Origin of the sequence: Methylophaga muralis, from assembly GCF_001720165.1 — a bacterium.
GTDB lineage: Bacteria > Pseudomonadota > Gammaproteobacteria > Nitrosococcales > Methylophagaceae > Methylophaga > Methylophaga muralis.
Genome location: NZ_MCRI01000006.1, coordinates 1 through 23870, shown reverse-complemented (window position 1 = coordinate 23870; position 23870 = coordinate 1). Strand labels below are relative to the sequence as shown.

Here is a 23870-nt window from a genome sequence, read left to right as displayed (position 1 = left end):
CAATATGTTGCCAGCAAAGTTTGTCAGCAAGTCTTATTTGCCTTAAACCAAAAATAGAATGGCAAGAACACATTAACCAAAACCGTGACGAACTTACATTAAGCTTTGCAGACCTAAGCTACATACTATTTATATAAACTTAATACTTTAAGAACCCATTGTGACCAAACATAAATCGTCCAAAACCAAAAAATCAAAATCTGTTTTTCGCCGCTTGATAAGCGCAAAAGTCATTATTACTTTGTTGTTGCTGATTACTGTCGCGGCGGCTGTCTCCATCGCCACATTAGACTTTCGAGTACGCAGTGAATTTGAGGGGAAACGCTGGGCATTACCCGCTAAAGTATATGCCAGACCACTCGAACTTTATATTGGCGCGCCTTTATCTATCAACGATCTGAAGATTGAATTAAGAGCCTTGGGTTATCAATTTGTCGATAAGGTTAACCTACCGGGACAAGTCGCTTTTTCTGCCTCCAGCGCAACGCTGTCAACACGAGGTTTTCTTTTTCCCGATGAGCATGAACAGGCTCGACAGCTTGTTTTAGAATTCAGCGGCGAAAGCTTAAGTCAGATCCGTTCAGCCGATCAGCAAGCCCTGACATTAATTCGTTTAGAGCCCGCACTGATTGGCGGAATTTATCCGTTGAATAACGAAGATCGGGACTTGATCCAGCTGCAAGATGCGCCACAAGCTTTTATTGATGCACTGATCGCGATTGAAGATCGTGATTTTTACGATCATTTTGGCATCTCACCCAAAGGTATTGCTCGTGCCACATTAGCCAATATTCGAGCGGGCGCATTCGTACAAGGTGGCAGCACTTTAACTCAACAATTAATAAAGAATTTTTATCTCACCGCGGATCGCAAGTTAATGCGCAAGATGCTTGAAGTGCCGATGGCGATGATCCTGGAGTGGCATTACAGCAAAGAGGAAATTCTCGAAGCCTATTTAAATGAAGTGTACCTCGGCCAATCCGGTAACCGTGCCATCCACGGTTTTGGCTTGGGCGCGGCACATTATTTTGCTCAGCCGATACAAGAACTCAAATTACATCAATTGGCATTACTGGCCGGTCTGGTCAGGGGCCCCTCCTACTATGATCCGCGTCGTAATCCGGAGCGCGCCAAGCAACGCCGCAATCTGGTACTGAGTGTTTTACATCAGCAAGGCTCTATTTCCGATGAAGAGTATATGTTGGCTTCGACAGCCGAGTTGGAAGTTGTAGCAGCTGGAAGCTCCATGAAAGAGGCTTATCCAGCCTATATTGATTTGGTTAAACGTCAGTTACGCCGTGAATATAAAGATGAAGATCTGGGTTCAGAAGGTTTGCAGATATTTACCAGCCTGGACCCTATTAGTCAGCACAAAGCCGAAACGTCGCTTATCAGTACCATTGATGATCTGAGTAAAACCCATGGTGAAAGACTGTCCAAACTGCAGGGCAGTATGGTGGTTACCGATCCACAAACCGGTGAAGTGCTGGCATTAATCGGTGATCGAAACACCCGTTTTCAAGGTTTTAATCGCGCATTAGATGCCAGTCGTCCGATTGGTTCTTTGGTGAAACCCGCTGTGTATCTCACTGCATTGGAACAGGGATATACCTTAATCAGTGAATTGGATGACTCCCCTTTTAGCCTGACTCTGCCAAACCAACAACCCTGGACGCCCAAAAACTTTGATGGTAAATCCTATGGCCGGGTGCCGTTGCATGCTGCGTTAACCCATTCCTATAATTTATCGACAGCACAGTTAGGCATGGAGCTGGGGGTAGATAAAGTCATTCATACCTTAAAAAGACTTGGTGTTGAACGCCAAATGGATGCTTATCCGTCCTTGTTGTTAGGTGCTCAAAGCCTGTCGACACTAGAAGTCGCAGCAATGTATCAGACTATTGCTGCGTCTGGATTTCAAATTCCACCGCGCACCATTCGAACAGTAACAGACAGTGCTGGCGAAGCACTTTCCAGTTATCCGTTTCAGTTGCAGCAAAGTATTGATGAAAAACCAATGTATTTGCTGCAATACAATTTGCAGCAAGTCACTCGTAGTGGAACCGCACGTAGCATTTATCAACAATTACCGATGAATATTAACTCTGCGGGTAAAACCGGAACCTCGGATCAACAGCGTGATAGCTGGTTTGCTGGGTTTACCGGCAATCGTCTTGCCGTTGTCTGGCTGGGGTTGGATGATAACAGCCCAATGCCGATTACCGGCTCATCGGGTGCATTACGTGCCTGGACAAAATATATTGCCCAAGAACCATTACAATCGTTTGAACCGGCAACTCCTGAAGGTGTTGTGATGTTTTGGATTGACCCGTTAAGCGGAAAACTTGCCGATGGTTTGTGCGAGAATGCAACTCAAATACCCTTTATCGCGGGCACCCAACCAACCGAAACAGCCGCCTGCGCCATGCCGGAAGAAACATTTACCGAAAACCCGATTAAACGCTCGATAGATTGGGTTAAAGACATATTCAGATAGGCTTCAAAATGTTAAAAAACGTAACAAAACCCTTTTTTATCATGACCCTGATGGTCATGTTTTTATCCGCCTGTTCGACCGCGCCCGTCAGTTACAAACCACCGGTGGAAAGTAGAGAGATACCTTCTCGCTCACAAACACCTGAGACAGCGCAAACCAGACCTGAACCAGCACAAGCAGCCACACCGCAGGCATTGCCAGTACCACCTCCCGGATCTACATCGACCGATCTGCCTGCAACTCAACCTGCTCCCACACCAAGTAACCCAGCAGTATTGGCATTATTGAGTGACGCTGAAAAATATCAGCAACAAGGCAATATGGCAGCAGCCCAGTCCCGTTTACAACGCGCACAACGCATTGCGCCGCGAGACCCAAAAGTGTATTACCAGTTAGCCCAAACACATTATGAATTGGAAGATTATCGACTCGCGGAACAAGTCGCTTTAAAAGGCGTTTCCTACGCCCAAGGTAATTATGCCGAGCAGAAACGCTTTTGGTTATTGTTAGTCGATATTCGCCTCAAAGCGGGAGATGGAGCGGGTGCAACAGCAGCGCGAGAACAGGCCTCGCGCTACTAAGATTAACTTCGCAGCTATGATCTGCTGATTCCCATGGCCCTGCGTGGGGATCTTACTTAATCTCATTTCTGACGCATAACTGTTTCCACGCATGAGCGCGCGCGAGCGGGGTTTAGAGATCCTTCGTCGGCGCTTTACAATTAAAACCCACCCTCTTCGATCCCTTATCGGGTGTAGATAACTAAAATCCCGATACCCTGCAACAGGTATCGGGATAATAGGTAAAGCTCTGCTTATCCCCACGAATCACGTGGGGAACTACGATCAAAACATCCAGCGAAACTTGACCGATGCGGTCTGATTGAGGAAATCTTCTCTGCCTTCAAGCTCATAACTGGCGGTGACTTCACTGGTATCACTGGTGATGAAGTTCATGCCAACACCGGCTCTGCCCAGCCAAGGGCTTGGGTCAATGCCTTTGGTGGTAAACGCGGCACCGCCGCCGCTGTAACTGGCCGTGAGGCTGGTGGTGTCGTTGATAAAGTCATAACCGAGTCCCGCATTGGCGGTGAGGCTGGTGGTGTCGTTCAGTTGGTGACTTAAGTGGCTTTGCGCCATGACAATCAGCTCGTCTACATGGAGGCTGTTTACCTTCATGTTTAAGGCATCAGCACCTTTCTCGGTATAGCTTTCATCTTTGATGTAGGCATAATCTAACCGGATACCGGGTATGACTGTCGTTGTGTCATTTAGCTCAAACCGTTTGCCGGCACCTACGCCAATCTGGGCAGTGTAGCTGTCATAGTCGGCTTTGGCGGTGCGGCCGATAAAACGCATCGTACGTTTACCTTCATTTTTGTTCATGCCAAGGCTGGCTTGCCAGTTGAGTTCGATATCAGGATGGTTTTGTAAGCTACGACTGCCATAGAAAATCGCTTGATAGGCGTCAATATCAACTTTGTTGCCGGAGGCGCTGTCGCGACCTTTGACATCGCTACTCATGTAAGAGAGGGCAAAACCTAAACGGGTTTGTGCATTGAGCTCTCCATCCATACCGCCGACCAGACCGTAACTTTCTGCACGGTAACCGGAGACGCCGTTTCGTTCATCCTGGGTGGTCCAGCTGCCCACCGGTTTGACCCATACATTTTTGTCGGTGAAAAAACCGTCACCAGAAGACAGGCCGCTAAAGCCCGATTGTCTGGCTTGAATCACGCGGTTGGTGCTGCGTAATGTGCCGGTCGCAACTTGTGTGGTGCCGCTGACTAAAAGCGGCAGTGTTTCGGCAACCGCATCACTGATTTGTTGGTCGGTAGAAAGATTTCCGAATGCAGTAACGACGTTATCCATATCGGTTCCGGTGGTGCCGCCAGAAACAAAGCCATCCAACACGCGAGCCGCACCAAGACCGGGATTAAAGCCGGTGGCTGTCACGCTTTTGGTGACGCCGCTGCTCGATGCTGCCGATACCTTTAAATCCACCTGATTGCCGTTGATTGCCGCACTAAAATTAAACAGGGCAGAGTTGTCGGTCACGTTGAAGGTGCTGGCAGTCAGTGTGCCAGCACTAATCACCCCGGATAATGTGGCACCATTGGCAAGGTTTTTTTCGCTAGTCACATCCACATTAATCTTGGAGTCCGCGGCAAAGGTGCCGGTGCCGTCGATGGACAATTTACCGAAACTGCTGCTAGAAGAGGCACCCATGTTGAAGAGACCGTCAACCGTTTGGTTGTAGTTGCCGCCTAACGTTAAGGTCTCGCCATCAGCCACCGATAAGGTCGCATCGTTGCTAAAAGTACCAGTATAAGAACTTAAGTTGCCAGTAAATCGAGTACTACCAGATGCAAGATTAATCGAGCCCGCTCCTGATATATCACCAGCAAAAGTTTGGCTATCCGTACGATTAAACACCAACGAGCCGTTATTACTGATATCTCCACTGATGCTGCCGCTAGTACCACCATTGCCGATCTGCAGCGTACCCGCGTTAATGCTGGTAACCCCGCTGTAGGTATTATTGCCAGTTAAGGTTAAAGACCCAGCGCCACTCTGGGTCAAACTGCCAGTGCCGCTGATCACATCTGCATACGTAACGGAATCGGAGCGATTAAACACCAACGAGCCATTATTACTGATATCTCCAATGACACTGCCGCTGGTACCGCCATTGCCGACTTGCAGTGTACCTGCGTTGATACTGGTACCACCGCTGTAGGTATTCGCTCCAGTAAAAATGGTTTTTCCAGAGTGTAGTTCGACGCTTCCCGCTCCAGATATAGTTGGAGCAAACTCATACGCTGCCTCGGTGTGGTTAAACACTAACTTACCCGTACCTGCGCCGAAGGCCACATTCGCCGCACTCAAGGTGCCGGCCGCAACAGCCGTTTCACCCGCTGCTGCACCGATATTGACGGTGCCGGTGGCACTAGCCTGATTCGCTATCGTTAGGGTGCCAGCGCCAGAATTCGTCTCGACCACTGCGCCATTGCTGATGCTAAGGCTACCAGTGCCGGCACGGCCCACAGTTAAGTCTGTACTATTTATCCAGCTGGAATCTGTACCGTCCACGGTCACACTGCCGTTACTGCCAGACCAACGGCCAATGACGCCAATAGTATTACTAACTGCCCCACCATTGCTGATATCAAGGCTACCAGTACCGTATTCGCCCACATATATACTTGAACTATTGGTCCAACTGGAGTTCGCTCCATCTACCGTGACGCTACCATTGCCAGCAGAATTCCCACCAATGCTGCCCAATGTATTACTGACCGCACCACCATTGCTAATGGTAAGACTACCGGTGCCAGAACGACCCACAGTTAATTCTTCACTATTGATCCAACTGGAATTCGCACCATCTACGGTTACCCAGCCGGAGCTACTAGCACTACTGCCAATGTAGCCGAGAGTATTACTAACGGTACCACCATTGTTGATGGCGAGACTGCCATCACCAGCTAAGCCCACAAATAACATTGAAGTATTCGTCCAGGAAGAGCCGCTGCCATCGACGGTGACGCTGCCGTTGTCACCATCGTATCTGCCAATGTAGCCAAAATTATTACTCACCGTACTGCCACCATCAATAAATAGTGAGCCGACTCCTGTATCACCAACGAATAGATTATTTCCGCCAAGGTTCCATGATGCACTTGGATTAGGGTCCTGTATTGGATTTACATTCCCAGTTGTTGCCACCTCTGCCCATACAGGGCCTGCGCTTAAGGCCAGCAAAAGTAATGTAGATACCATACTGCGAATCAAAGACAGACTACTCGAGCCTGTAAAAGGGGGTAGCGATGCTGCACTTTTACTTTTGCCGCGTGAGTTGGTGAGTTCTCCAACCGCCATCCAAACTTGGCGACTGACATTCCAGATTACTTTGTAGATTTGATTCATGGCGGCGAACTATTCCTTATGTGTGGTGCGAATTGACCCGTTCTTTTGATGGGTTTTTTACAATTTTTCAAGGTAGCACAGCGCACAAAAAAACAATGTTTCAGTATGTAACATGACTGGTAAACATCATTTTATTCAGTTTGTTAGCAACCAACAGAGGTGTTCGATGACGGGTTTTAGATCGATTTTCCTTGGCTTTTCCCGAGGTAACCTGAATAAGGTCTATATATCTTGATACGAGGGCTAGCTCTAGCCCGTCGTGGTTTGAAGTGACAAAGCCAGTATGGGGAGAATCAAGGTAATTGGATTCAACTGGAAGGCATCACCGTTGGTATGTTGAACAGAAAGTTGCATCAGCGGATTTTTATGAAAGTGATGTGATCGCTCATTAAAGCTGCCGAGCAGTCACCTTTCCCTGCTCATGGCTACTCGATCTCGCGTGAACCTATGATTGAGGCAATGCCCCCTAACGGTGGATTTTTACCGCGTCGTTGAAAAGATAGCCCACGTTGCGCACCGTTATAATCGGGATGGCGTAGCTGTCTGTGGTAAAGCGGCGGCGGATCCGAGTGATATGGACATCCAGACTTCTGCTTTCGGGAGGGTAATCTGGGATGCCCATGGCGGCATAGAGTTGTTCGCGTGTGACCGTTTTACCAGCCATAGAGATTAAGGCATTCACTATATTCAGTTCGGATTTGGAAAGTGAATGTTCCACACCGTCCGGGGTAATCAGCAGCCATTTTGCAGCATCAAACTGCCATGACGCTGGTGCGGCAATGTCATCATAGGTTTGTCGTTTGCAGCATTCTATGACCGCAAGCAGTTCCCTGATATCAACCGGCTTCGGCAGATAGTAGTCGGCACCGGAGATCAGGCCGTTCACCCGATGTTCGACCTCGCCAAAAGCGGACAGCATGATGATCTCGATATTTCTGGTTTGTTTAAGTCGGTTAGCGATCTGCAAACCGCTTTCACCGGGCAGGTTAACATCCAGTAATAAAATGTCGATCTCGAAACGGCTCAGTAAGGCATCCATCTGCGTTGCGGTTCCAGCTTCCATGACCTCCAGGCCACGACTGGCTAATACGGCCCTAATCGGAGCGCGAAACTGCTCTTCATCGTCAACGATTAACACTCGGAGCTTGGGCATTTAATAGTCCCCCAAAGCTGGAAGCATCACTGTAAAAGTAGTGCCCTGTCGACATTCCACATTGATCATGCCGCCATGCTGCTCAACAATCCGTTTGACAAAGAAAAGCCCTAATCCTGAGCCATGTTGCCGAGTTTCGCCTGGTACCCGGTAATATTTATCAAAGATCCGTTCGTGCTCTTGCTCAGCAATGCCGGGGCCATCGTCGTAGATTTGTACTGTTATCGTGTCTGCGGTTTGCAATAGCCGAACTTCAATGGTGTCGTGGTGATGAGCATATTTGCGGGCATTGTCGAACAAACTGGAAAACAGAATGGGGATAAGGTTACGGTCGCCTTTTACCTGTGCAGTGTCAGCTGAGCTATGGTTGATAAAGCGGATGTCATACTCATGGCATAGCTCTCTCAGCATTTCAGCCAAGTTCAGTTTCCTCATGGACAGTTCATTATTTTCGATAGTATGAGAAATCCATTGATCATTGAGGCAACCATCAACCAAGCCATTCAATCTCATGGATGTTTGCTGTATTCGCTCCAAGCTTTCTTTTATGAACGACGCGGGTGGATTGTCTATAGTCGTTACCGCATCGGCATTGGCTTTGATAATGCTCAGGGGTGTTTTGAACTCATGCGACAGCATGGCCAGAAAGTTTTTTTGCTCACGTAAAGCATTGTTCGCAACGTCATGAGCGACCGTGACTTCTCGCAGTTGAATTTTCAGCTGTTCGCGCAGCCGCTCGGAAGTCATCACGATTACCCCTACTGTCACGGCTATGCTGGTAACAATACCCCAGATGAAGATCATGGAGCTCCTGTTAAAGTCCAGAAAACTCATGCTGCCAATGGGTTCGATGAGTATGGATAAGATTCGGGTTCCACAAATCAATGCGATCACCCCAAAAGTGATCGCCAGACCACGCCTTCCTGGCAAACGCGCTTTGTCTTGCCATAACACCCAACTGGTCATCAGGCTAAGACAAGCCAAGCCAATTGAACTGATAATAATTCGTTCACCCAGATTTTCATTACCCGGAAACAATATGAACAAGGGGTACAGTGTACCGAGAATAATCACTGGCCAACGCCACGCCATAGCGAGATCGCAAAAAAGCCGTACAGCCTGATAATAGAATGCGCTGGCAAGGAAATAAGCGGCATTTGATACCAAGATGGAAAGCATCGGATCGATGAAGTCCCGGCTCACCAGGAAGATTGATGCAATGGATTGGCAGGCACCTGCGATAGCAGCCTGCTTTAAACCAGGTACTTCCGGCAACAAACGGTAAAACAAATAAAGCGCTATGGCTGACACAAATGATGTAACTGCCAACAGCAAAACCAGCGTGCGTAAATCGGCTAACACCACTGAACTTTCCTACCTTACATTATCGATTGATCAAGATAGGGGAATCAGTATTTACTTTCAAGCAAGTCTGGCCACAGCTCAAGCCAGCAACAGTGATGATCGGTGGCTTCGATCACCTTTACCTCAGGTTTATATCCTGTGGTAAACCGTCGCTGATAAGACTGAGCTACGGCCAACGGCACGATATTATCTTGAGCACCAACAAAGTGAATTTGAGAAATATCTGCCAAATTTTGCCATTCATCTGCGGCATTAAGTGAGCCCGTTAACGCCGAAATATGGCGTATATCACTCCAGGCTTTGTGATCCAGATTGCCTGCCACGGTGATGAGCTTAACCACATCATTACGTCTGGCTGCAACCAAAGCAGCAACTGCGCCACCGCCCGAATAACCGATAAGCGTTAATTCCTGTGCACCAGTCTGTTTTTTCAGTTGAGAGAGAGCTTGGTCAGTTGAGGCAATCACCTCTTCTGCAAAACGGGCCGAAGTCCAGTAACGCTGCTCGCATTGATTGGAGTTTACGTACTGGCAGGGTCTCGCAAGATAGGCCACGTTGTTTATGCCGTCGGCTAATGCCAGTTTCAGTGCCAGCGGGTTTAATGGAGTGGGATCGGACGAGGGTTTATTTCTGCTTATCCAGGCCAGACCATCGCCTTCGATGTAGACCGTTAACTGATCACTTTGAGTCGAGTTTGGAAGATACGCTCGGTGAGAGAAAAAAGTCGTTTGTAGTGTGCTTTTCTGCCAGCCGTGCTGGAAGGCAAGGTTATCTGCGATGTCATTTCGTTTGGTCAGCGAAATATCGGCACAACCCGTCATAACCACTACCATGATAAATATCATGGTAGATAAAAAAGGTTTATGCACTTGCACGGGGCTTAGACCAACTTCAGCAGGTCGGATGATTAGTCGCGTAGATCTAAAACATCCTGCATATCAAACAAACCTGTTTGTTGATCCATCAGCCATTTGGATGCTCGCATCGCACCATAAGCAAAGGTCATGCGGCTGGAGGCTTTATGAGTAATTTCCACCCGTTCACCTTCGGCAGCAAATAATACGGTGTGATCACCGACAATGTCGCCTGCTCTTACGGTCGCAAAACCAATGGTATTGCGATCACGTTCGCCGGTACGGCCTTCACGACCATAAATAGCACAATCTTTCAGATCGCGGCCCAAAGCTTCAGCAACTACTTCACCCATTCGTAAAGCGGTGCCGGAAGGTGCATCTACTTTATGGCGATGATGTGCCTCAATGATCTCGATATCGACGCTATCGCCTAAAACACGGGCGGCCATATCGAGCAGTTTCAGGGAAAGGTTGACGCCAACACTCATATTCGGGGCTAATAAGCTGGCGATCTGATCGGCGGTTTGTTGAATTGCTTGTTTCTGAGTTTCATCAAAACCCGTTGTACCAATCACCGGACGGCATTGATTCTTGGCACATAATGGCAACAATGCCATGGTGGCCTCAGGGATAGTGAAGTCGATGATCACATCAGATTGCTGAGTCGCCAGCTCCAGATCAGCTGACAACATAACACCCAGTTTACCGACTCCCGCCAATTCGCCAGCATCCACGCCGATCAAAGAAGACTCTGGCCGATCAATAGCAGCGGATAGCTGCAAGCCTTCGGTTTCCGCGACGGCTTGAATCAGACAACGGCCCATGCGGCCCGCGGCACCGTTAATTGCAATATTAATGGCCATGACGAATATCCTTAATGGCGGTTTTTTAGAAAATAAAAAAGCTGGCTGGCAAAAATAGCCCAGTCAGCTTCCTGTTGGCAAATATGTTATTCAAAAAAACGTTTTACAGCATCCAGCCAGGATTCATGTTTTGGACTATGGGTGGCACCAGAACCTTCCATCGTCTCAGCAAATTCCTGCAATAACTCTTTTTGTTTTTTCGATAACTTCACCGGTGTTTCAATAATGACCCGGCACATCAAATCGCCGACCTCACCTGTTCGTACAGATTTGACACCTTTGCCACGCAGTTTGAATTGCTGTCCTGTCTGCGTGCCTTCGGGGACTTTCAACACGGCTTTGCCTTGTAAAGTCGGTACTTCAAGTTCACCGCCTAGGCAGGCGGTAGTGAAACTGATTGGTACATCGGCAAACAAATTATTGCCATCACGGGTAAATACATCATGACGTTTCACCGCCACTTCAACATATAAATCACCGGCAGGTGCGCCACGTGAACCGGCTTCACCTTCACCAGCCAGTCGAATACGATCTCCAGTGTTCACCCCAGCAGGGACTTTAACGGAAAGCGTTTTATGTTCTTGCACGACACCTTGACCATGGCAATCATGACAAGGATCCTGAATCATCTTACCGGTGCCATGACAATGTGGACAGGCTTGTTGAACGGTAAAAAAGCCTTGTTGAATACGAACCTGACCATGGCCACCACAGGTTGTACAGGTGACTGGTTGGGTGCCGGGCTTGGCTCCGGAACCATCACAGGTTTTACATTCGACATTAACCGGAATACGAATTTTAGCTGTGGTACCAGCAACGGCTTCTTCCAGCGTCAAATCGAGTCGATAGCGTAAATCGGCACCGCGGAAACTTTGACCGCCAGCACCACCAGCGCCAAAGATGTCATTGAATACATCGCCAAAAATATCGCTAAATCCGCCTGAACTTCTAAATCCGCCACCGCCAGCACTGTTATCTACTCCGGCATGGCCGAATTGATCGTATGCAGCACGTTTTCGGGAATCAGAGAGAATTTCGTAAGCTTCTTTAGCTTCTTTAAACTTGGCTTCTGCGGTTGCATCATCCGGATTACGATCAGGATGATATTTCATCGCCATACGACGATAGGCTTTTTTAATTTCAGCTTCAGTCGCAGTGCGCGATACACCAAGTAGGTCGTAATAGTCTTGTTTGGCCATGTTTTATTTTTCTTGTATCTCTTAAACAAGACAGGCGTAAGCTCAATGCCTACGCCTGTATTTAGTTAATTGTGTGAAAGATTATGAGTTTTTCTTGTCGTCATCGACTTCTTCAAACTCAGCATCAACCACATCATCGTTTTGCGCTGAAGCACCTTCTGATGCAGCACTGTCACCAGCTTCTGCATTTTCTGCATAAGCGCGTTCAGCTAATTTACCAGCCGCTTCTGACAATGCAGCAGTTTTAGCTTCGATGTCAGCCTTATCTTCACCTTTCAGAGCTTGTTGCAACTCTTCAATAGCAGATTCGATTTTGGCTTTTTCATCCGCTTCAACCTTATCACCTAAGTCGGTCAGTGATTTGTTGGTGGCGTGAATCAAACCATCCGCCTGGTTGCGTGCTGTGACCAACTCATGGAATTTACGGTCTTCTTCAGCATGTGCTTCAGCATCTTTAACCATTTGTTCCACTTCTTCGTCAGACAGACCGCTTGAAGCTTTAATCACAATTGACTGCTCTTTACCAGTCGCTTTGTCTTTGGCTGATACGTTCAGAATACCGTTGGCATCAATGTCAAAGGTAACTTCGATTTGTGGCGTACCGCGTGGAGCTGGCGGAATATCTGCCAAATCAAAACGTCCCAGTGATTTATTGGCTGAGGCAATTTCACGCTCACCTTGCAAAACATGGATCGTTACAGCAGGTTGATTATCGTCTGCTGTTGAGAACACCTGATTTGCTTTAGTTGGGATAGTGGTGTTTTTCTCAACCAGTTTGGTCATCACACCGCCCATGGTTTCGATACCCAGACTTAATGGTGTTACGTCCAACAACAATACGTCTTTCACATCACCAGCCAGAACAGCAGCCTGAATCGCAGCACCAACAGCAACCGCTTCATCCGGGTTCACGTCACGGCGTGGTTCTTTACCAAACATTTCTTTAACCGCTTCTTGCACTTTCGGCATGCGGGTTTGACCACCGACCAAAATAACATCGTTGATGTCAGAGATTTTCAGCCCAGCATCTTTAAGCGCCATTTTGCATGGTTCCATGCTGCGGGTAATCAGGTCATCAACCAATGATTCCAGCTTGGCACGGGTCAGACGGATTTCCAGATGTTTTGGACCAGAAGCGTCAGCCGTGATGTACGGCAGATTGATGTCTGTTTGTGAGCTTGAAGACAGCTCGATTTTTGCTTTTTCCGCAGCATCTTTCAGACGTTGTAACGCCAAGGCATCTTTGCTCAAATCAACACTTTGGTCTTTTTTGAATTCAGCGACCAGGAAATCAATGATGCGTTGATCAAAGTCTTCACCACCGAGGAATGTGTCACCGTTGGTAGCCAATACTTCAAACTGATGCTCGCCTTCGATGTCGGCAATTTCAATGATTGATACGTCAAATGTACCACCACCCAAATCGTAAACAACGACGGTTGAATCACCACGTTTTTTGTCCATGCCGTAAGCCAGAGCCGCAGCAGTCGGTTCGTTGATAATACGTTTAACTTCCAGACCGGCAATCTTACCGGCATCTTTCGTTGCCTGACGTTGTGAGTCATTAAAGTAAGCAGGAACAGTAACAACCGCTTGAGTGACTTCTTCACCCAGGAATTCTTCAGCGGTTTTTTTCATTTTCATCAAAACACGTGCTGAAATTTCAGGTGGCGCCATTTTTTTACCATTGGCTTCAACCCAAGCATCGCCGTTATCCGCTTCAACGATTTTATACGGCACCATATCGATATCGCGCTGTACAACATCATCTTTAAATTTACGACCGATCAAGCGTTTGATCGCATACAGTGTGTTTTTAGGATTAGTCACCGCCTGACGTTTAGCAGACTGACCAACCATTACTTCGTTGTCTTTGTTGAATGCAACAATTGACGGGGTTGTGCGATCGCCTTCGCTGTTTTCGATGACACGGGCTTTGCCGTCTTCCATCACCGCTACACATGAATTGGTCGTACCCAAATCAATACCAATAATTCTACCCATAATTTTTTACTCCATCGTACTTAGTTCGTCTGGCTTTTCCAGCCGTTGTGATATAGATGGGGCAGGAAATTTTGATTTCAAGCCCTTAAATTTCGTCCGGTTATTGAGAGACCACAACCATGGCTGGACGCAATAGGCGTCCGTTAAAGCGATAACCTTTCTGCATGACTTTCAATACCTGATTGGCTTCAACACCTTCGGCCGGCTGCATTGCCATAGCTTGGTGCAAGTCTGGATCAAATGCTTCACCCTCTGGGTCTAATTGTTCAAGACCGAACTTACCGATCGAACTCATAAACATTTTCAGCGTCATCTCCATGCCTTCACGCACGGTAACGAGGTTGGCATCATCATTTTTTGCTGCATTCAGCCCGAATTCCAGACTGTCACCGATTGGTAGCAGCTCGGCGATGAATTTATCTAAAGCATGTTTGTGGGCGTTTTCCAGATCACGACTGTGTCTGCGGCGCATATTTTCCAAATCAGCTCTGGCTCGCAATAATTCATTCCAATGCTCATCGGCTTTATTGCGTGCATCTTCCAGCTGTTTTACGACATCAGTGTCAGATGTCGACTCGGACTGTTGATCTGCCATTTCAGGGGAGGCTTCGACTGATTCAGCTTCAGTCGTTGATTTTTCGATTTCTTCATTGCTCATGATTAATCAGATTCCGCGTTGCTCAACTCAAAGCGGTTATTTGGGGGTCAAAAATCTGATTTCAAGCCAGAAACAGAACTTTTTGTTAAAACAAATTCAACTTTGTTTTAACCAGACGCAGTTTCCATCACTGCTAGCCTGGAGTTTTTCAAGCATTGCCTGATGCTCAGTTAATTCTGCAGCATTGGCTTCAATCACTTTTAATGCCGTGCGAGGACGCTCGACTGTGGTGATTTCATTTTGGTCTGCATCATTTTCCGGTTCAAATTGCTCAGGTGCCAACGACATGCTGACCTGACCGCCGGTCATCATCAAATAAACATCGGCCAGGATCTCGGCGTCTAATAAAGCGCCGTGCAATTCACGGTTGGAATTATCCACCCCATAGCGTTTACATAAAGCGTCCAGATTGTTTTTCTGTCCTGGATGTTTGTCGCGGGCCATTTTCAGTGTGTCTAAAACACTGCAGACATCTTCAATCTTCGGAGTTTGGCCTAACTTAGCTAATTCGTGATTCAAGAATCCCACGTCAAACGCAGCATTATGAATAATCAGCTCAGCGCCTTCGATAAAACGCAGAAAATCTGTGGCAATATCCGCAAAAACCGGTTTATCAGCCAGTGATTCATTGGTGATGCCATGGACTTCCATCGCTCCGGCATCAATTGCACGTTGAGGATTTATATATTGGTGAAAGGTTTCACCAGTGAGTCGACGGTTAACCAGTTCCACACAACCGATTTCGATAATCCGATGATCATCGGCGGTGCTCAAACCGGTGGTTTCAGTATCTAAAACAATTTGCCGCGAACTGCTTTGCTCTGCCATCGGTTAATCCTGTTTTGCAATTAAAGTGCGAGCATCAACTGCTAATTGATCAGCACGCTCATTTTCCGGGTGCCCATCATGACCGCGAACCCATTGCCACTCTAATTTATGTGGTTGAGCTGCAGCATCCATACGCTGCCAGAGATCAGCATTTTTGACCGGTTGTCTGGCAGCGGTCTTCCAATTTTTGGCTTTCCAACCTTTTAACCATTCGGTCATACCCTTCATTACATACTGCGAATCGGTGGTGATCGTAACATGGCAGGGTCTTTTCAAAGCTTCCAGACCAGCGATAACCGCCATCATTTCCATGCGGTTATTGGTGGTCATTTTTTCGCCGCCAGATAATTCTTTTTCGCTGGTCTTGGCACGTAGTATGGTTCCCCAACCGCCCGGTCCCGGGTTACCACTACATGCACCATCAGTAAAAATTTCAACGTGTTCCATTAATGCTCTTTTCTTGTTGCTGATGAATTCACCAGCTGAGGTCTGGGAAATAAATTTCTATTTTGCCACCGGCTGCGTATCGGGGTCACCAGCAAGGTACGTTTTTTGGCAACAATCGCTGTTACACCACCAAAATATGGCCACAAACGCCGGCCCCATCTTTCCAAAAAACCACTGCGTTTGATCCAGCGCTCTTTTTGCAATGGCGGACAATAGATGATGGATTTAGCTTCAACAACATCAAAATCCAGTAAGGCCAGCCAATCTTTTAAACGTTGTCGTGAAAAGAACTGCCCTCGCCAGGGCAGTTGATCCTGCCAGGAGAATAATCGGCGTAAGCCCCAAAAACTAAATGGATTAAAACACAGCAATATCAAGGTGCCATCTTCATTTAACACCCGATCTGCTTCACGTAATAACTGATGTGGCTGTCTGGAAAACTCGACCACATGCTGCAGTAACATCACATCGACACTATCTGATTTAAACGGTAAGTGTTCAACCTGTGCATGAAACTGCCCGTGACTGCCCATTAACGCCTGATAACTAGGACGTAAAGAGGGTGGCAAGATGACTTTTTGTCCGCCAAGCTGCAATTGAAAAAAACCATGCAGCTTGGTCTGTTGATGCTGTAACCATTGCTGCTCCTGACTTTGCAAATAGCAGGCAAGAGAAGATTGCCACCATTGTGTCATCTCTTGGTCATGCTCTTTATAATCACACATAAGGCCATTCCGGCGGAGTTAATAATGTTACAAATTCATGCCGTAAAGGCATTCAGCGATAATTATATCTGGTTGATCCAATCAGCCCAGAATCATGATGTATTAATCGTCGATCCAGGTGATGCGGGACCGGTGATCAAATTTGTGGAAAAAAATGATCTGCAACCGGCCGCTATTTTAGTCACACATCATCATGCAGATCATGTCGGCGGTATCCGTCGGTTGGATGATTTATATGATTTACCGGTTTTCGGTCCACAACGCGAGCATATCAAAACCGTTGATACGCCTTTGTATGCTCAGGCAGATCAATTACTGCACGCTTCATTTCCTCACTTCAAAATAATGGATACGCCTGGTCATACTCCTGGACATATCAGCTATTTAATAGAAGATAACCTGTTCTGCGGCGATACTATATTTGCCGGTGGCTGTGGCCGCTTGCTTGGTGGTACAGCGGAACAATTATTCGATTCACTGGAAAAAATCAAACGATTAGACGACGCTACCAAATTGTATTGTGCACATGAATACACCTTAAACAACCTGAAATATGCTCTGGCAGTTGATTCAAACAACCCTGTTCTGCAGGAACGCTTTGTTAAAACTGAGGCATTAAGGGAGCAGGATATTGCGACAGTGCCTTCTGTATTACTAGAAGAAAAGCAGACCAACCCTTTTTTGCGATGTGATGCTGCTGAAATTAAACAAGCGGCTGAAACATATGCTGGTCAGCCGCTTGAAACGCCACTTGATGTGTTTAAAGTATTACGCGCCTGGAAAGACGAGTTTTAACCTGCTTGGTTTTTTTCGTCACGAGATGATTCATTGGCGGCATCCACATTATTAAAATGTATGTCCATTTGTGGATATGGAATACTGATGCCATTTGCATCAAACGCCAGCTTGATGGTTTCAATTAGATCGGCCCTAACAGTCGCCAAATCAGATGAATTTACCCATGGCCAGACATTGAAAGTAATGCTGCTATCGCCAAGATCAGCGATACGAATAATCGGTGCAGGATCCTTCAATACCAATTTATGTCCGGTGACGATATCGGTCATGATTTGTTTAGCTTTCAATAAATCATCGTCGTAACCGATACCAAACACCATATCGATGCGTCGGGTATCGCGAGCCGAGAAATTGGTGATGGTGTTGGAGTAAATCTTGCCATTTGGCACAATAATTTCGCGGTTATCCGGGGTGCGCATCACGGTGTTGAATATAGTGATTTGCTCAACAATACCCAATACACCGGACACTTCCACGAAGTTACCAATTTTAAATGGACGATACAGAATCAACATCACCCCGGCAGCAAAATTCTGTAATGAATCCTTCAGTGCTAAACCTACTGCTAAACCTGCAGCACCCAGCACTGCAATCATCGATGTTGTATTTACACCCAGTCGATCCAGCGCTGCGATCAACACAAACAGTAGCAGCAAGACACTGATGATCGAGCTGCAGAAATTAATCAGGATGGGGTCCATATTGGCCCGAACCATGACTTTACGAGACAGTTTGACCAACCAGCTAACCAACGTGCGACCAACGATAACGATCACGGCGGCAAAGAAAATATTCAGCAGAATGTCACCTATGACGCTGCCAGTTCCGGTTTCCATGTTATCTCCTCTTTTGTATCGTTTTGACAATATCTTGAATTAATTTTGGCCCCTGATAAATCAAGCCACTATAAATCTGTACCAGCTGCGCCCCAGCCTCAAGCTTTTGCATTGCATCCTCTGCGCTCATAATGCCGCCCGCAGCGATAATCGGCATTTCCGCCGGTAAAGCCTGCCGGAATTGTCGAACAACTTCTGTTGATTTGGCAAATACCGGCTGACCACTTAAGCCACCGGCTTCATCAGCATGCATTAGTCCTGTAACAGCATCACGGGAGAGCGTGGTATTAGTAGCAATGACGGCATCAATCTTAAACCGGCTAAAACATTCTGCCAGTTGCTGCACTTCTTCCAATGATAAATCTGGCGCTACTTTAACGGCCATCGGCACATAACGTTGCCATTGTTCAGCAAGTTCAGTCTGACGACTTTTCAATGCATCTAATAAGTTATCCAGCGCTTCACCAAATTGCAGATTACGCAATCCAGGTGTATTGGGTGATGAGATATTAATAGTGATGTAATCCGCATGAGGATAGGATTTTTCTAAACCAATCAGATAATCATCAAGCGCTTTTTCGACCGGTGTATCAACATTTTTGCCGATATTAATACCGATAATGGCATTTGTTTGGGCTGCCTGAACCTGTTCAAGCAAATGATCCACCCCGAGATTATTAAAGCCCATTCTATTAATGATGGCTTGCGCTTCAGGAATCCGAAACAGACGCGGCTTAGCATTACCGGGCTGTGGTCTTGGCGTCACCGTGCCCACTTCAATAAAACCAAAACCTAAGGCTGTCAGCGCTTCAAGATAATCGGCGTTTTTATCGAGACCCGCAGCAAGTCCGACCGGATTGGGAAATCGCAGCCCCATGACATGTACCGGAACGGTTGGCATTTTGGGCATCAATAAGCCCAGCAGTCCTGTCATCTCCAACCACTTTAAACTAGTCATACCTAAATGATGGGATGTCTCAGCATCCAGTTTGAACATCAGATTTCGTAGCAGGGGATACATAACGATTAAACCTTCATGGTGATTTGATAGCCATTGAACTTGCGGATATTTAGAACGCCAATATCCAGAATCAAATACTGGCCTTTTATCCCCAGCAATTTTCCAGCAATTTCCGGGGTTTTATCAAAATTCAATGAACTAATTTTTTGGGGGTATTGTGTCACAGGATAAGTTATTTCCAGTACGTTTTCGTCCGACAATGGCGTGATGGCCCCCTCGCCCAACTGCTGTTGTAACAGCTTCACTTCGTCAGCACACTCAGCCTGCAATCGATCACGTTGCTCAAAAAGATCAATGAACTCGGCTGGACCTCGCAGCATTTTTCGCCAATCGGTACGATCCGAAACATGATTTTTAAACATCACCTCAACCAAACCAGAATGATAACGGCTGCTGACGCGAAAAATGGGTAACGCCTGAGTAGCACCCTGATCCAGCCAGCGGGTCGGTATTTGCGAAATTCGGGTGATCCCTACTTTGATTCCTGAACTGTTGGCGAGATAAACAATATGGTCTTGCATACAAACCTGTTCGCCCCACTCGGGTTCACGACAGGTGCCTTGGGCAAAATGACATAATTCCGGCTTCATGAAACATAAATCGCATTGCGCCAATTTTTGTGAACAGGGAAAACAAAAACCACCGCTATAACTTTTTTTGGTTTTGCGCTGACAGTTTTGACATCGAATCTCGCCCGCATATATAAGTTGTATGTTTTCGCCAATAAGCGGATTCATTGGGACTTGATGCTCACCCACAATCATTTTGTAATCTACGGGGGCATCACGATCCGGCAGGGTTGCCTGCATCTTATTAAACTGTCCTGCAAATTCTGTCACGCAGCTAACCTTAATTGTTTAAGACGACGGGTAGTTTAACGTAGCCTGACAAACTGACCTATAAAAGTATTGGATTAATTGTTGAGGGTGATGTCTGGCTCGACATAATCGTTAATCTGGAAACAGTCAGGAAAGAGCTGCGTTGTCGTTAGGAGAATTAATCTCAAAAGAATTTCAGAAGAAACTTATGAAATATCAATTTAGCTTTTTTCATAAAAATAATTATGCTGCCCACAGCTCAAGTCCGTTTATTCCGTTGGAAGATGTGGTTTTATGTAAAGGTGGGTTAAAGGCTGGTCATAAACGATCTATTGCGGTATATATTGAGCACAATTATAAGCTTACGACATTATGATAAACCGTTATGTTAAAATTTAAAAATCGGCTTTGGCCCCTGTTTGCAGTGCTTTCGGTACTCTTTACCGGCTGTAGCACCACCACAAAACATACTGAAACAGTTAGCGCAGATCCACCTCAAAACACATCTTATGGCCCGCTCACCAAACACACCAACTGGAAAAAAAACCAGCTTACTCAGCTGAGTCCACTGGATTTAAATCTATCTGTTCTCGATGATGATTCTACCGTAGGTCCGCAAACTGATGATGTCTGGCAACGGATTCGTGATGGTTATGGCTTATCTGAATACCGTAGTCTGCACCCGGAAACACAAAACCGACTGACTTGGTTTGTGAATAACCCGGAATATGTCGATAAAGTGGTCGAGCGTGCCCGCCCATATCTGTTCCATATCGTTGATGAATTAGAACGTCGTGAAATGCCGCTGGAAATTGCCTTATTACCGATTGTGGAAAGCGGCTATCAACCTTTTGCACTTTCATCCGGGCAAGCAGCCGGTATCTGGCAATTTATTCCGGCAACAGGTCGTGTTTTCGGACTGGAACAAAATTGGTGGTATGACGGCCGTCGTGATGTTATTAAATCGACTCAAGCCGCTTTAGACTATCTGCAAAAACTGCATAATGATTTTAATGATTGGGAGCTGGCATTAGCAGCATATAATGCCGGTGAAGGTACTGTCAGTCGTGCAATTAAACGTAATGCAGAAGCAGGACTGCCTACAGACTTCTGGTCTTTAGAGCTACCTGCTGAAACCACTGCCTATGTGCCTAAATTACTAGCTGTAGCGCATTTGGTTAAGCAACCAGCTCAATATGATTTGAAACTGAGTCCAATTGCCAATGAGCCCTATCTGAGTGTAATCAATGTAGGCAGTCAGATTGACTTATCTTTAGCTGCTGATTTGGCTGATATCACGCTTGATGAATTGTATTTGTTAAACCCCGGCTTTAATCGCTGGGCAACTGCACCGCAAGGGCCACATAAACTGGTTTTACCTTCTGAAAAGGCAAGTGCTTTTAAAACCGCATTGTCAGGACTGTCAACAGAAGATCGACTGCGTTGGAAACGTCATGAAGTAAAACCTGGCGAATCCCTAAGCAGTATTGCCTCTCAGCATCAAACTACTGTTCCAGAGCTCAAGAAAGCCAACAAAATCACCACTAACTTTATCCGTGCTGGTGCGCACTTGTTAATTCCGATTTCTACAGCTCAAGCTGATGAAGCCGAAGCTAATGCTATCAACAATCGTCGCTTACAGCAGGGCAAGCAACTGAATTATTCGGTTAAAGCTGGTGATACCTGGTGGAATATAGCCAAAGCCTATACGGTTGATGTGTTTGAGCTGACCCAATGGAATAACAAAACACCTTCAGATGTTCTGCATTCTGGACAACAACTGGTTATCTGGCAGCCGATCCAGACTGCTTCAAAACTGAAAGCCATTAATTACACCATCCGCAATGGCGACTCACTGTGGACCATTTCTCGCAAGTTTAATGTGACCGTAGATAAGGTTAAGGAATGGAATGGTTTAAGTGATCGCACCTTATTGCAACCAGGACAGAAATTGACACTCTACGTTGATCCAACGCTTAAAATCAGTCAAAGCTAGTTGTGTTGCACATTGCGCTCTATGAGCCGGAAATTCCGCCCAATACCGGTAATATCATCCGTCTGTGTGCTAATACAGGGGCGCAATTGCATCTGATTGAACCACTGGCCTTTGTCTTGGATGACAAACGTCTCAGAAGAGCCGGCTTGGATTATCACGAATTTGCGGATGTCAAAGTGCATAGCGATTTTGCAGCATTCAAACTATGGCAAGAAAATCGCCCTTTGTTCGCCTGTACTACCAAAGCAAAACAGTATCACCATCAGGCAAGTTTTCAAGATGAGAGTATTTTATTGTTTGGGCCTGAGTCTCGGGGGTTACCGGCACAGGTTCTAGAAATATTACCGGACAATCAGAAAATTCGTATCCCGATGCATGCGAATAGTCGAAGCTTGAATCTCTCTAATGCTACGGCCATTATTTTGTATGAGGCCTGGCGACAACTGGGATATAACGGAGCGGTGTGAACCACCGCTCCACTAGCATCAGACTTTACTGGGCTGAACTGATACTACGAGGCCCATCTTTAAGCGGTATGGATTGAATTTGTTTCGCTTGTTGCAAATCAATGACCGACAATGAATTGCTAAACCAGTTGGTTACATAAGCCTGTTGCTGGTTGCTTGAAAGCACCACACTTTCTGGCATTTTATCGGTTCGAATCGTCTTAGTGATTTCTAAACTTTCAGCATCAAACTCAACCAGGGTATTGTCATTCTGGTTTACTACGTAAAACTGTTCGCCATTGTCGCTGACCGTGATCCCATACGGCGCACGACCTGGTTTCAGATCCGCAATTTTTTGATAGGTTTTTGAATCAATCACTGTCAGTGAATCATCATGCACGCAAGCTACATACACATGACCATTATGTGGATTAAAGGCTACCGCATAGGGACGCTCACCCGTTTCAATCGTTGCGTGTAAATCAGGTGTATCGGCGTTTAATACCATCAAAGAATTACTTTCACGGTTTGCCACAAACACTTTCCTACCGACCGAATCAATCGCAATCCCTGCCGGGCTTTCTCCAACGGCCAGCAAATCCACTAATTGTTTACTGGTCGTATTAATAACAAGCACGGTATTACGTGACCAGTCTGAAACAAACATTTGCGGTTTTTGACTATCTAAAACCATGGCAAAAGGTTGTCCGCCAGTTCTAATTTCACTGATTAACTGATGGCTTGTCAGATCGAAGACGGATATTTTGCCTTGCTCAGGATGAGACAAATAGATTGCATTGCCCAGTTTATCAATGGCAATCATCACCGGAGCTGCAGATATCTCAAAAGTCTTCTTGATTTCTTTGGCATCAGAATCAAATAACGATAATTGATTAGCTGCTTGGCTGGTTATATAAAAATCACTCGCCATCACCATGCTTGGCAACAATGTGAGGCACAAAATAATCGGCTTAAATGACTTCACGGTTTATTTTTCCAAAGAGGCTTTCAAACCTTCCAGTCCAGAAGTTGCAAACTCCGTCATTGCCTTAACAGCTGCCTCATCGTTTAGATTTTCTGGCGGGAAATTACCAGTATCTGCACGGTAGAAACGACCACTCCAGCTGACTTTACTACCTTTATCCGCCGCTTCGATCTCAATTCCGATGGTATAGAAACTGACTGGCATAGCTTCAATATTTTCAGTTAATAATCGGTAACCAATGTAATGGCGTTCAGCATCTGACTCATCCAGACTCTCTGTGATCTCACCACCAGATTTCAAGGTAACGATTCTAGTTGTATCATCCTGCATAGCGATTGATTCAACTGCAGGATGCCATTTATCCAGTTGGTCAAAGGCTTTAACTTGCTGCCATACCGTTGCAACATCCGCATCAATAATTATTTGTTCATCAACGCGTTGCGGTGTA

Annotated in this window: 21 protein-coding genes; 5 read left to right on the top strand and 16 right to left on the bottom strand. The window is 46.3% G+C overall.

Annotation, left to right across the window (positions count from 1 at the left end; translation table 11 throughout):
- The first annotated feature begins 160 nt into the window (after positions 1-160).
- Positions 161-2497, top strand: a complete 2337-nt coding sequence (mrcB, locus tag A9E74_RS04385) for a penicillin-binding protein 1B (protein WP_069295436.1) — start codon at positions 161-163, stop codon at positions 2495-2497.
- Positions 2498-2505: 8 nt separating this feature from the next.
- Positions 2506-3078 (top strand): tetratricopeptide repeat protein, encoded by a 573-nt coding sequence (locus tag A9E74_RS04380; RefSeq protein WP_069295435.1) that lies wholly within the window; start codon positions 2506-2508, stop codon positions 3076-3078.
- Positions 3079-3342: 264 nt separating this feature from the next.
- Here A9E74_RS04380 and A9E74_RS04375 read toward each other — a convergent pair whose 3' ends face one another.
- The 11 genes from A9E74_RS04375 to A9E74_RS04325 all read right to left on the bottom strand — a co-directional run bounded on the left by A9E74_RS04375 (position 3343) and on the right by A9E74_RS04325 (position 16522).
- Entirely contained in the window at positions 3343-6426 is a 3084-nt protein-coding gene (locus tag A9E74_RS04375) for an autotransporter domain-containing protein (RefSeq protein WP_069295434.1), read from the bottom strand.
- Positions 6427-6892: 466 nt separating this feature from the next.
- Positions 6893-7579, bottom strand: a complete 687-nt coding sequence (locus tag A9E74_RS04370; protein WP_069295433.1) for a response regulator transcription factor — start codon at positions 7577-7579, stop codon at positions 6893-6895.
- A complete protein-coding gene (locus A9E74_RS04365; RefSeq protein ID WP_069295432.1) occupies positions 7580-8944 on the bottom strand; it encodes a sensor histidine kinase in 1365 nt (454 codons plus the stop codon). It abuts the gene before it with no gap.
- A 44-nt stretch (positions 8945-8988) separates the two neighbouring features.
- The gene (locus A9E74_RS04360; protein ID WP_245652049.1) at positions 8989-9777 is read right to left on the bottom strand and encodes an alpha/beta hydrolase; all 789 of its coding nucleotides are present in this window, start codon (positions 9775-9777) and stop codon (positions 8989-8991) included.
- Between the two features lie 74 nt (positions 9778-9851).
- Positions 9852-10661 (bottom strand): 4-hydroxy-tetrahydrodipicolinate reductase, encoded by an 810-nt coding sequence (gene dapB, locus A9E74_RS04355; RefSeq protein WP_084002912.1) that lies wholly within the window; start codon positions 10659-10661, stop codon positions 9852-9854.
- 86 nt (positions 10662-10747) lie between these two features.
- Entirely contained in the window at positions 10748-11860 is a 1113-nt protein-coding gene (gene dnaJ / locus A9E74_RS04350; protein WP_069295431.1) for a molecular chaperone DnaJ, read from the bottom strand.
- An 81-nt stretch (positions 11861-11941) separates the two neighbouring features.
- Positions 11942-13864 carry a molecular chaperone DnaK gene (gene dnaK / locus A9E74_RS04345; protein WP_069295430.1) on the bottom strand — a complete coding sequence of 641 codons (1923 nt, stop codon included), beginning with the start codon at positions 13862-13864 and terminating at the stop codon, positions 11942-11944.
- Between the two features lie 100 nt (positions 13865-13964).
- Positions 13965-14522, bottom strand: a complete 558-nt coding sequence (gene grpE, locus A9E74_RS04340) for a nucleotide exchange factor GrpE (RefSeq protein ID WP_069295429.1) — start codon at positions 14520-14522, stop codon at positions 13965-13967.
- Positions 14523-14618: 96 nt separating this feature from the next.
- The gene (gene dnaQ / locus A9E74_RS04335; protein WP_069295428.1) at positions 14619-15350 is read right to left on the bottom strand and encodes a DNA polymerase III subunit epsilon; all 732 of its coding nucleotides are present in this window, start codon (positions 15348-15350) and stop codon (positions 14619-14621) included.
- A 3-nt stretch (positions 15351-15353) separates the two neighbouring features.
- Entirely contained in the window at positions 15354-15797 is a 444-nt protein-coding gene (gene rnhA, locus A9E74_RS04330; RefSeq protein ID WP_069295427.1) for a ribonuclease HI, read from the bottom strand.
- A complete protein-coding gene (locus A9E74_RS04325; RefSeq protein WP_069295426.1) occupies positions 15797-16522 on the bottom strand; it encodes a class I SAM-dependent methyltransferase in 726 nt (241 codons plus the stop codon). Before A9E74_RS04325 ends, rnhA begins: the two co-directional genes overlap by 1 nt.
- Before the next feature lie 24 nt (positions 16523-16546).
- On the opposite strand from A9E74_RS04325, the gene gloB reads away from it, so the two are divergent.
- Positions 16547-17317, top strand: a complete 771-nt coding sequence (gloB, locus tag A9E74_RS04320) for a hydroxyacylglutathione hydrolase (RefSeq protein WP_069295425.1) — start codon at positions 16547-16549, stop codon at positions 17315-17317.
- Here gloB and A9E74_RS04315 read toward each other — a convergent pair.
- From A9E74_RS04315 to A9E74_RS04305, 3 genes are read right to left on the bottom strand one after another with little or no spacing between them, the layout of a single operon-like run.
- Entirely contained in the window at positions 17314-18156 is an 843-nt protein-coding gene (locus A9E74_RS04315; RefSeq protein WP_069295424.1) for a mechanosensitive ion channel family protein, read from the bottom strand. The two genes, gloB and A9E74_RS04315, sit on opposite strands and share 4 nt — an antisense overlap.
- Position 18157: 1 nt before the next feature.
- Positions 18158-19177 (bottom strand): quinone-dependent dihydroorotate dehydrogenase, encoded by a 1020-nt coding sequence (locus tag A9E74_RS04310; RefSeq protein ID WP_069295423.1) that lies wholly within the window; start codon positions 19175-19177, stop codon positions 18158-18160.
- A 5-nt stretch (positions 19178-19182) separates the two neighbouring features.
- On the bottom strand, positions 19183-19986 hold the full coding sequence (locus A9E74_RS04305) for a DUF2797 domain-containing protein (RefSeq protein ID WP_069295491.1): 804 nt from the start codon (positions 19984-19986) through the stop codon (positions 19183-19185).
- 394 nt (positions 19987-20380) lie between these two features.
- Between A9E74_RS04305 and A9E74_RS04300 the strand changes: the two genes are divergently transcribed.
- Both A9E74_RS04300 and trmL read left to right on the top strand, forming a co-directional pair.
- The gene (locus tag A9E74_RS04300; protein ID WP_069295422.1) at positions 20381-21991 is read left to right on the top strand and encodes a lytic transglycosylase; all 1611 of its coding nucleotides are present in this window, start codon (positions 20381-20383) and stop codon (positions 21989-21991) included.
- Positions 21992-21993: 2 nt separating this feature from the next.
- Entirely contained in the window at positions 21994-22458 is a 465-nt protein-coding gene (gene trmL, locus A9E74_RS04295; RefSeq protein ID WP_069295421.1) for a tRNA (uridine(34)/cytosine(34)/5-carboxymethylaminomethyluridine(34)-2'-O)-methyltransferase TrmL, read from the top strand.
- 25 nt (positions 22459-22483) lie between these two features.
- Here trmL and A9E74_RS04290 read toward each other — a convergent pair whose 3' ends face one another.
- Both A9E74_RS04290 and A9E74_RS04285 read right to left on the bottom strand, forming a co-directional pair.
- Complete coding sequence (locus A9E74_RS04290) at positions 22484-23422, bottom strand: YncE family protein (RefSeq protein WP_245652048.1); 939 nt, start codon at positions 23420-23422, stop codon at positions 22484-22486.
- A gap of 3 nt (positions 23423-23425) precedes the next feature.
- On the bottom strand, positions 23426-23870 hold a 445-nt coding region (locus A9E74_RS04285), incomplete at its 5' end, for an SRPBCC family protein (protein WP_069295419.1).

What these genes read in the sequence shown, in the direction of transcription:
- A9E74_RS04380 (WP_069295435.1), top strand. Translation starts at nt 2,506, where the DNA reads ATGTTAAAAAACGTAACAAAACCCTTTTTTATCATGACCCTGATGGTC.
- A9E74_RS04375 (WP_069295434.1), bottom strand. Translation starts at nt 6,426, where the DNA reads ATGAATCAAATCTACAAAGTAATCTGGAATGTCAGTCGCCAAGTTTGG.
- A9E74_RS04370 (WP_069295433.1), bottom strand. Translation starts at nt 7,579, where the DNA reads ATGCCCAAGCTCCGAGTGTTAATCGTTGACGATGAAGAGCAGTTTCGC.
- A9E74_RS04360 (WP_245652049.1), bottom strand. Translation starts at nt 9,777, where the DNA reads ATGGTAGTGGTTATGACGGGTTGTGCCGATATTTCGCTGACCAAACGA.
- dapB (WP_084002912.1), bottom strand. Translation starts at nt 10,661, where the DNA reads ATGGCCATTAATATTGCAATTAACGGTGCCGCGGGCCGCATGGGCCGT.
- dnaJ (WP_069295431.1), bottom strand. Translation starts at nt 11,860, where the DNA reads ATGGCCAAACAAGACTATTACGACCTACTTGGTGTATCGCGCACTGCG.
- dnaK (WP_069295430.1), bottom strand. Translation starts at nt 13,864, where the DNA reads ATGGGTAGAATTATTGGTATTGATTTGGGTACGACCAATTCATGTGTA.
- grpE (WP_069295429.1), bottom strand. Translation starts at nt 14,522, where the DNA reads ATGAGCAATGAAGAAATCGAAAAATCAACGACTGAAGCTGAATCAGTC.
- dnaQ (WP_069295428.1), bottom strand. Translation starts at nt 15,350, where the DNA reads ATGGCAGAGCAAAGCAGTTCGCGGCAAATTGTTTTAGATACTGAAACC.
- rnhA (WP_069295427.1), bottom strand. Translation starts at nt 15,797, where the DNA reads ATGGAACACGTTGAAATTTTTACTGATGGTGCATGTAGTGGTAACCCG.
- A9E74_RS04325 (WP_069295426.1), bottom strand. Translation starts at nt 16,522, where the DNA reads ATGTGTGATTATAAAGAGCATGACCAAGAGATGACACAATGGTGGCAA.
- gloB (WP_069295425.1), top strand. Translation starts at nt 16,547, where the DNA reads ATGTTACAAATTCATGCCGTAAAGGCATTCAGCGATAATTATATCTGG.
- A9E74_RS04315 (WP_069295424.1), bottom strand. Translation starts at nt 18,156, where the DNA reads ATGGAAACCGGAACTGGCAGCGTCATAGGTGACATTCTGCTGAATATT.
- A9E74_RS04310 (WP_069295423.1), bottom strand. Translation starts at nt 19,177, where the DNA reads ATGTATCCCCTGCTACGAAATCTGATGTTCAAACTGGATGCTGAGACA.
- A9E74_RS04305 (WP_069295491.1), bottom strand. Translation starts at nt 19,986, where the DNA reads ATGCAGGCAACCCTGCCGGATCGTGATGCCCCCGTAGATTACAAAATG.
- A9E74_RS04300 (WP_069295422.1), top strand. Translation starts at nt 20,381, where the DNA reads ATGTTAAAATTTAAAAATCGGCTTTGGCCCCTGTTTGCAGTGCTTTCG.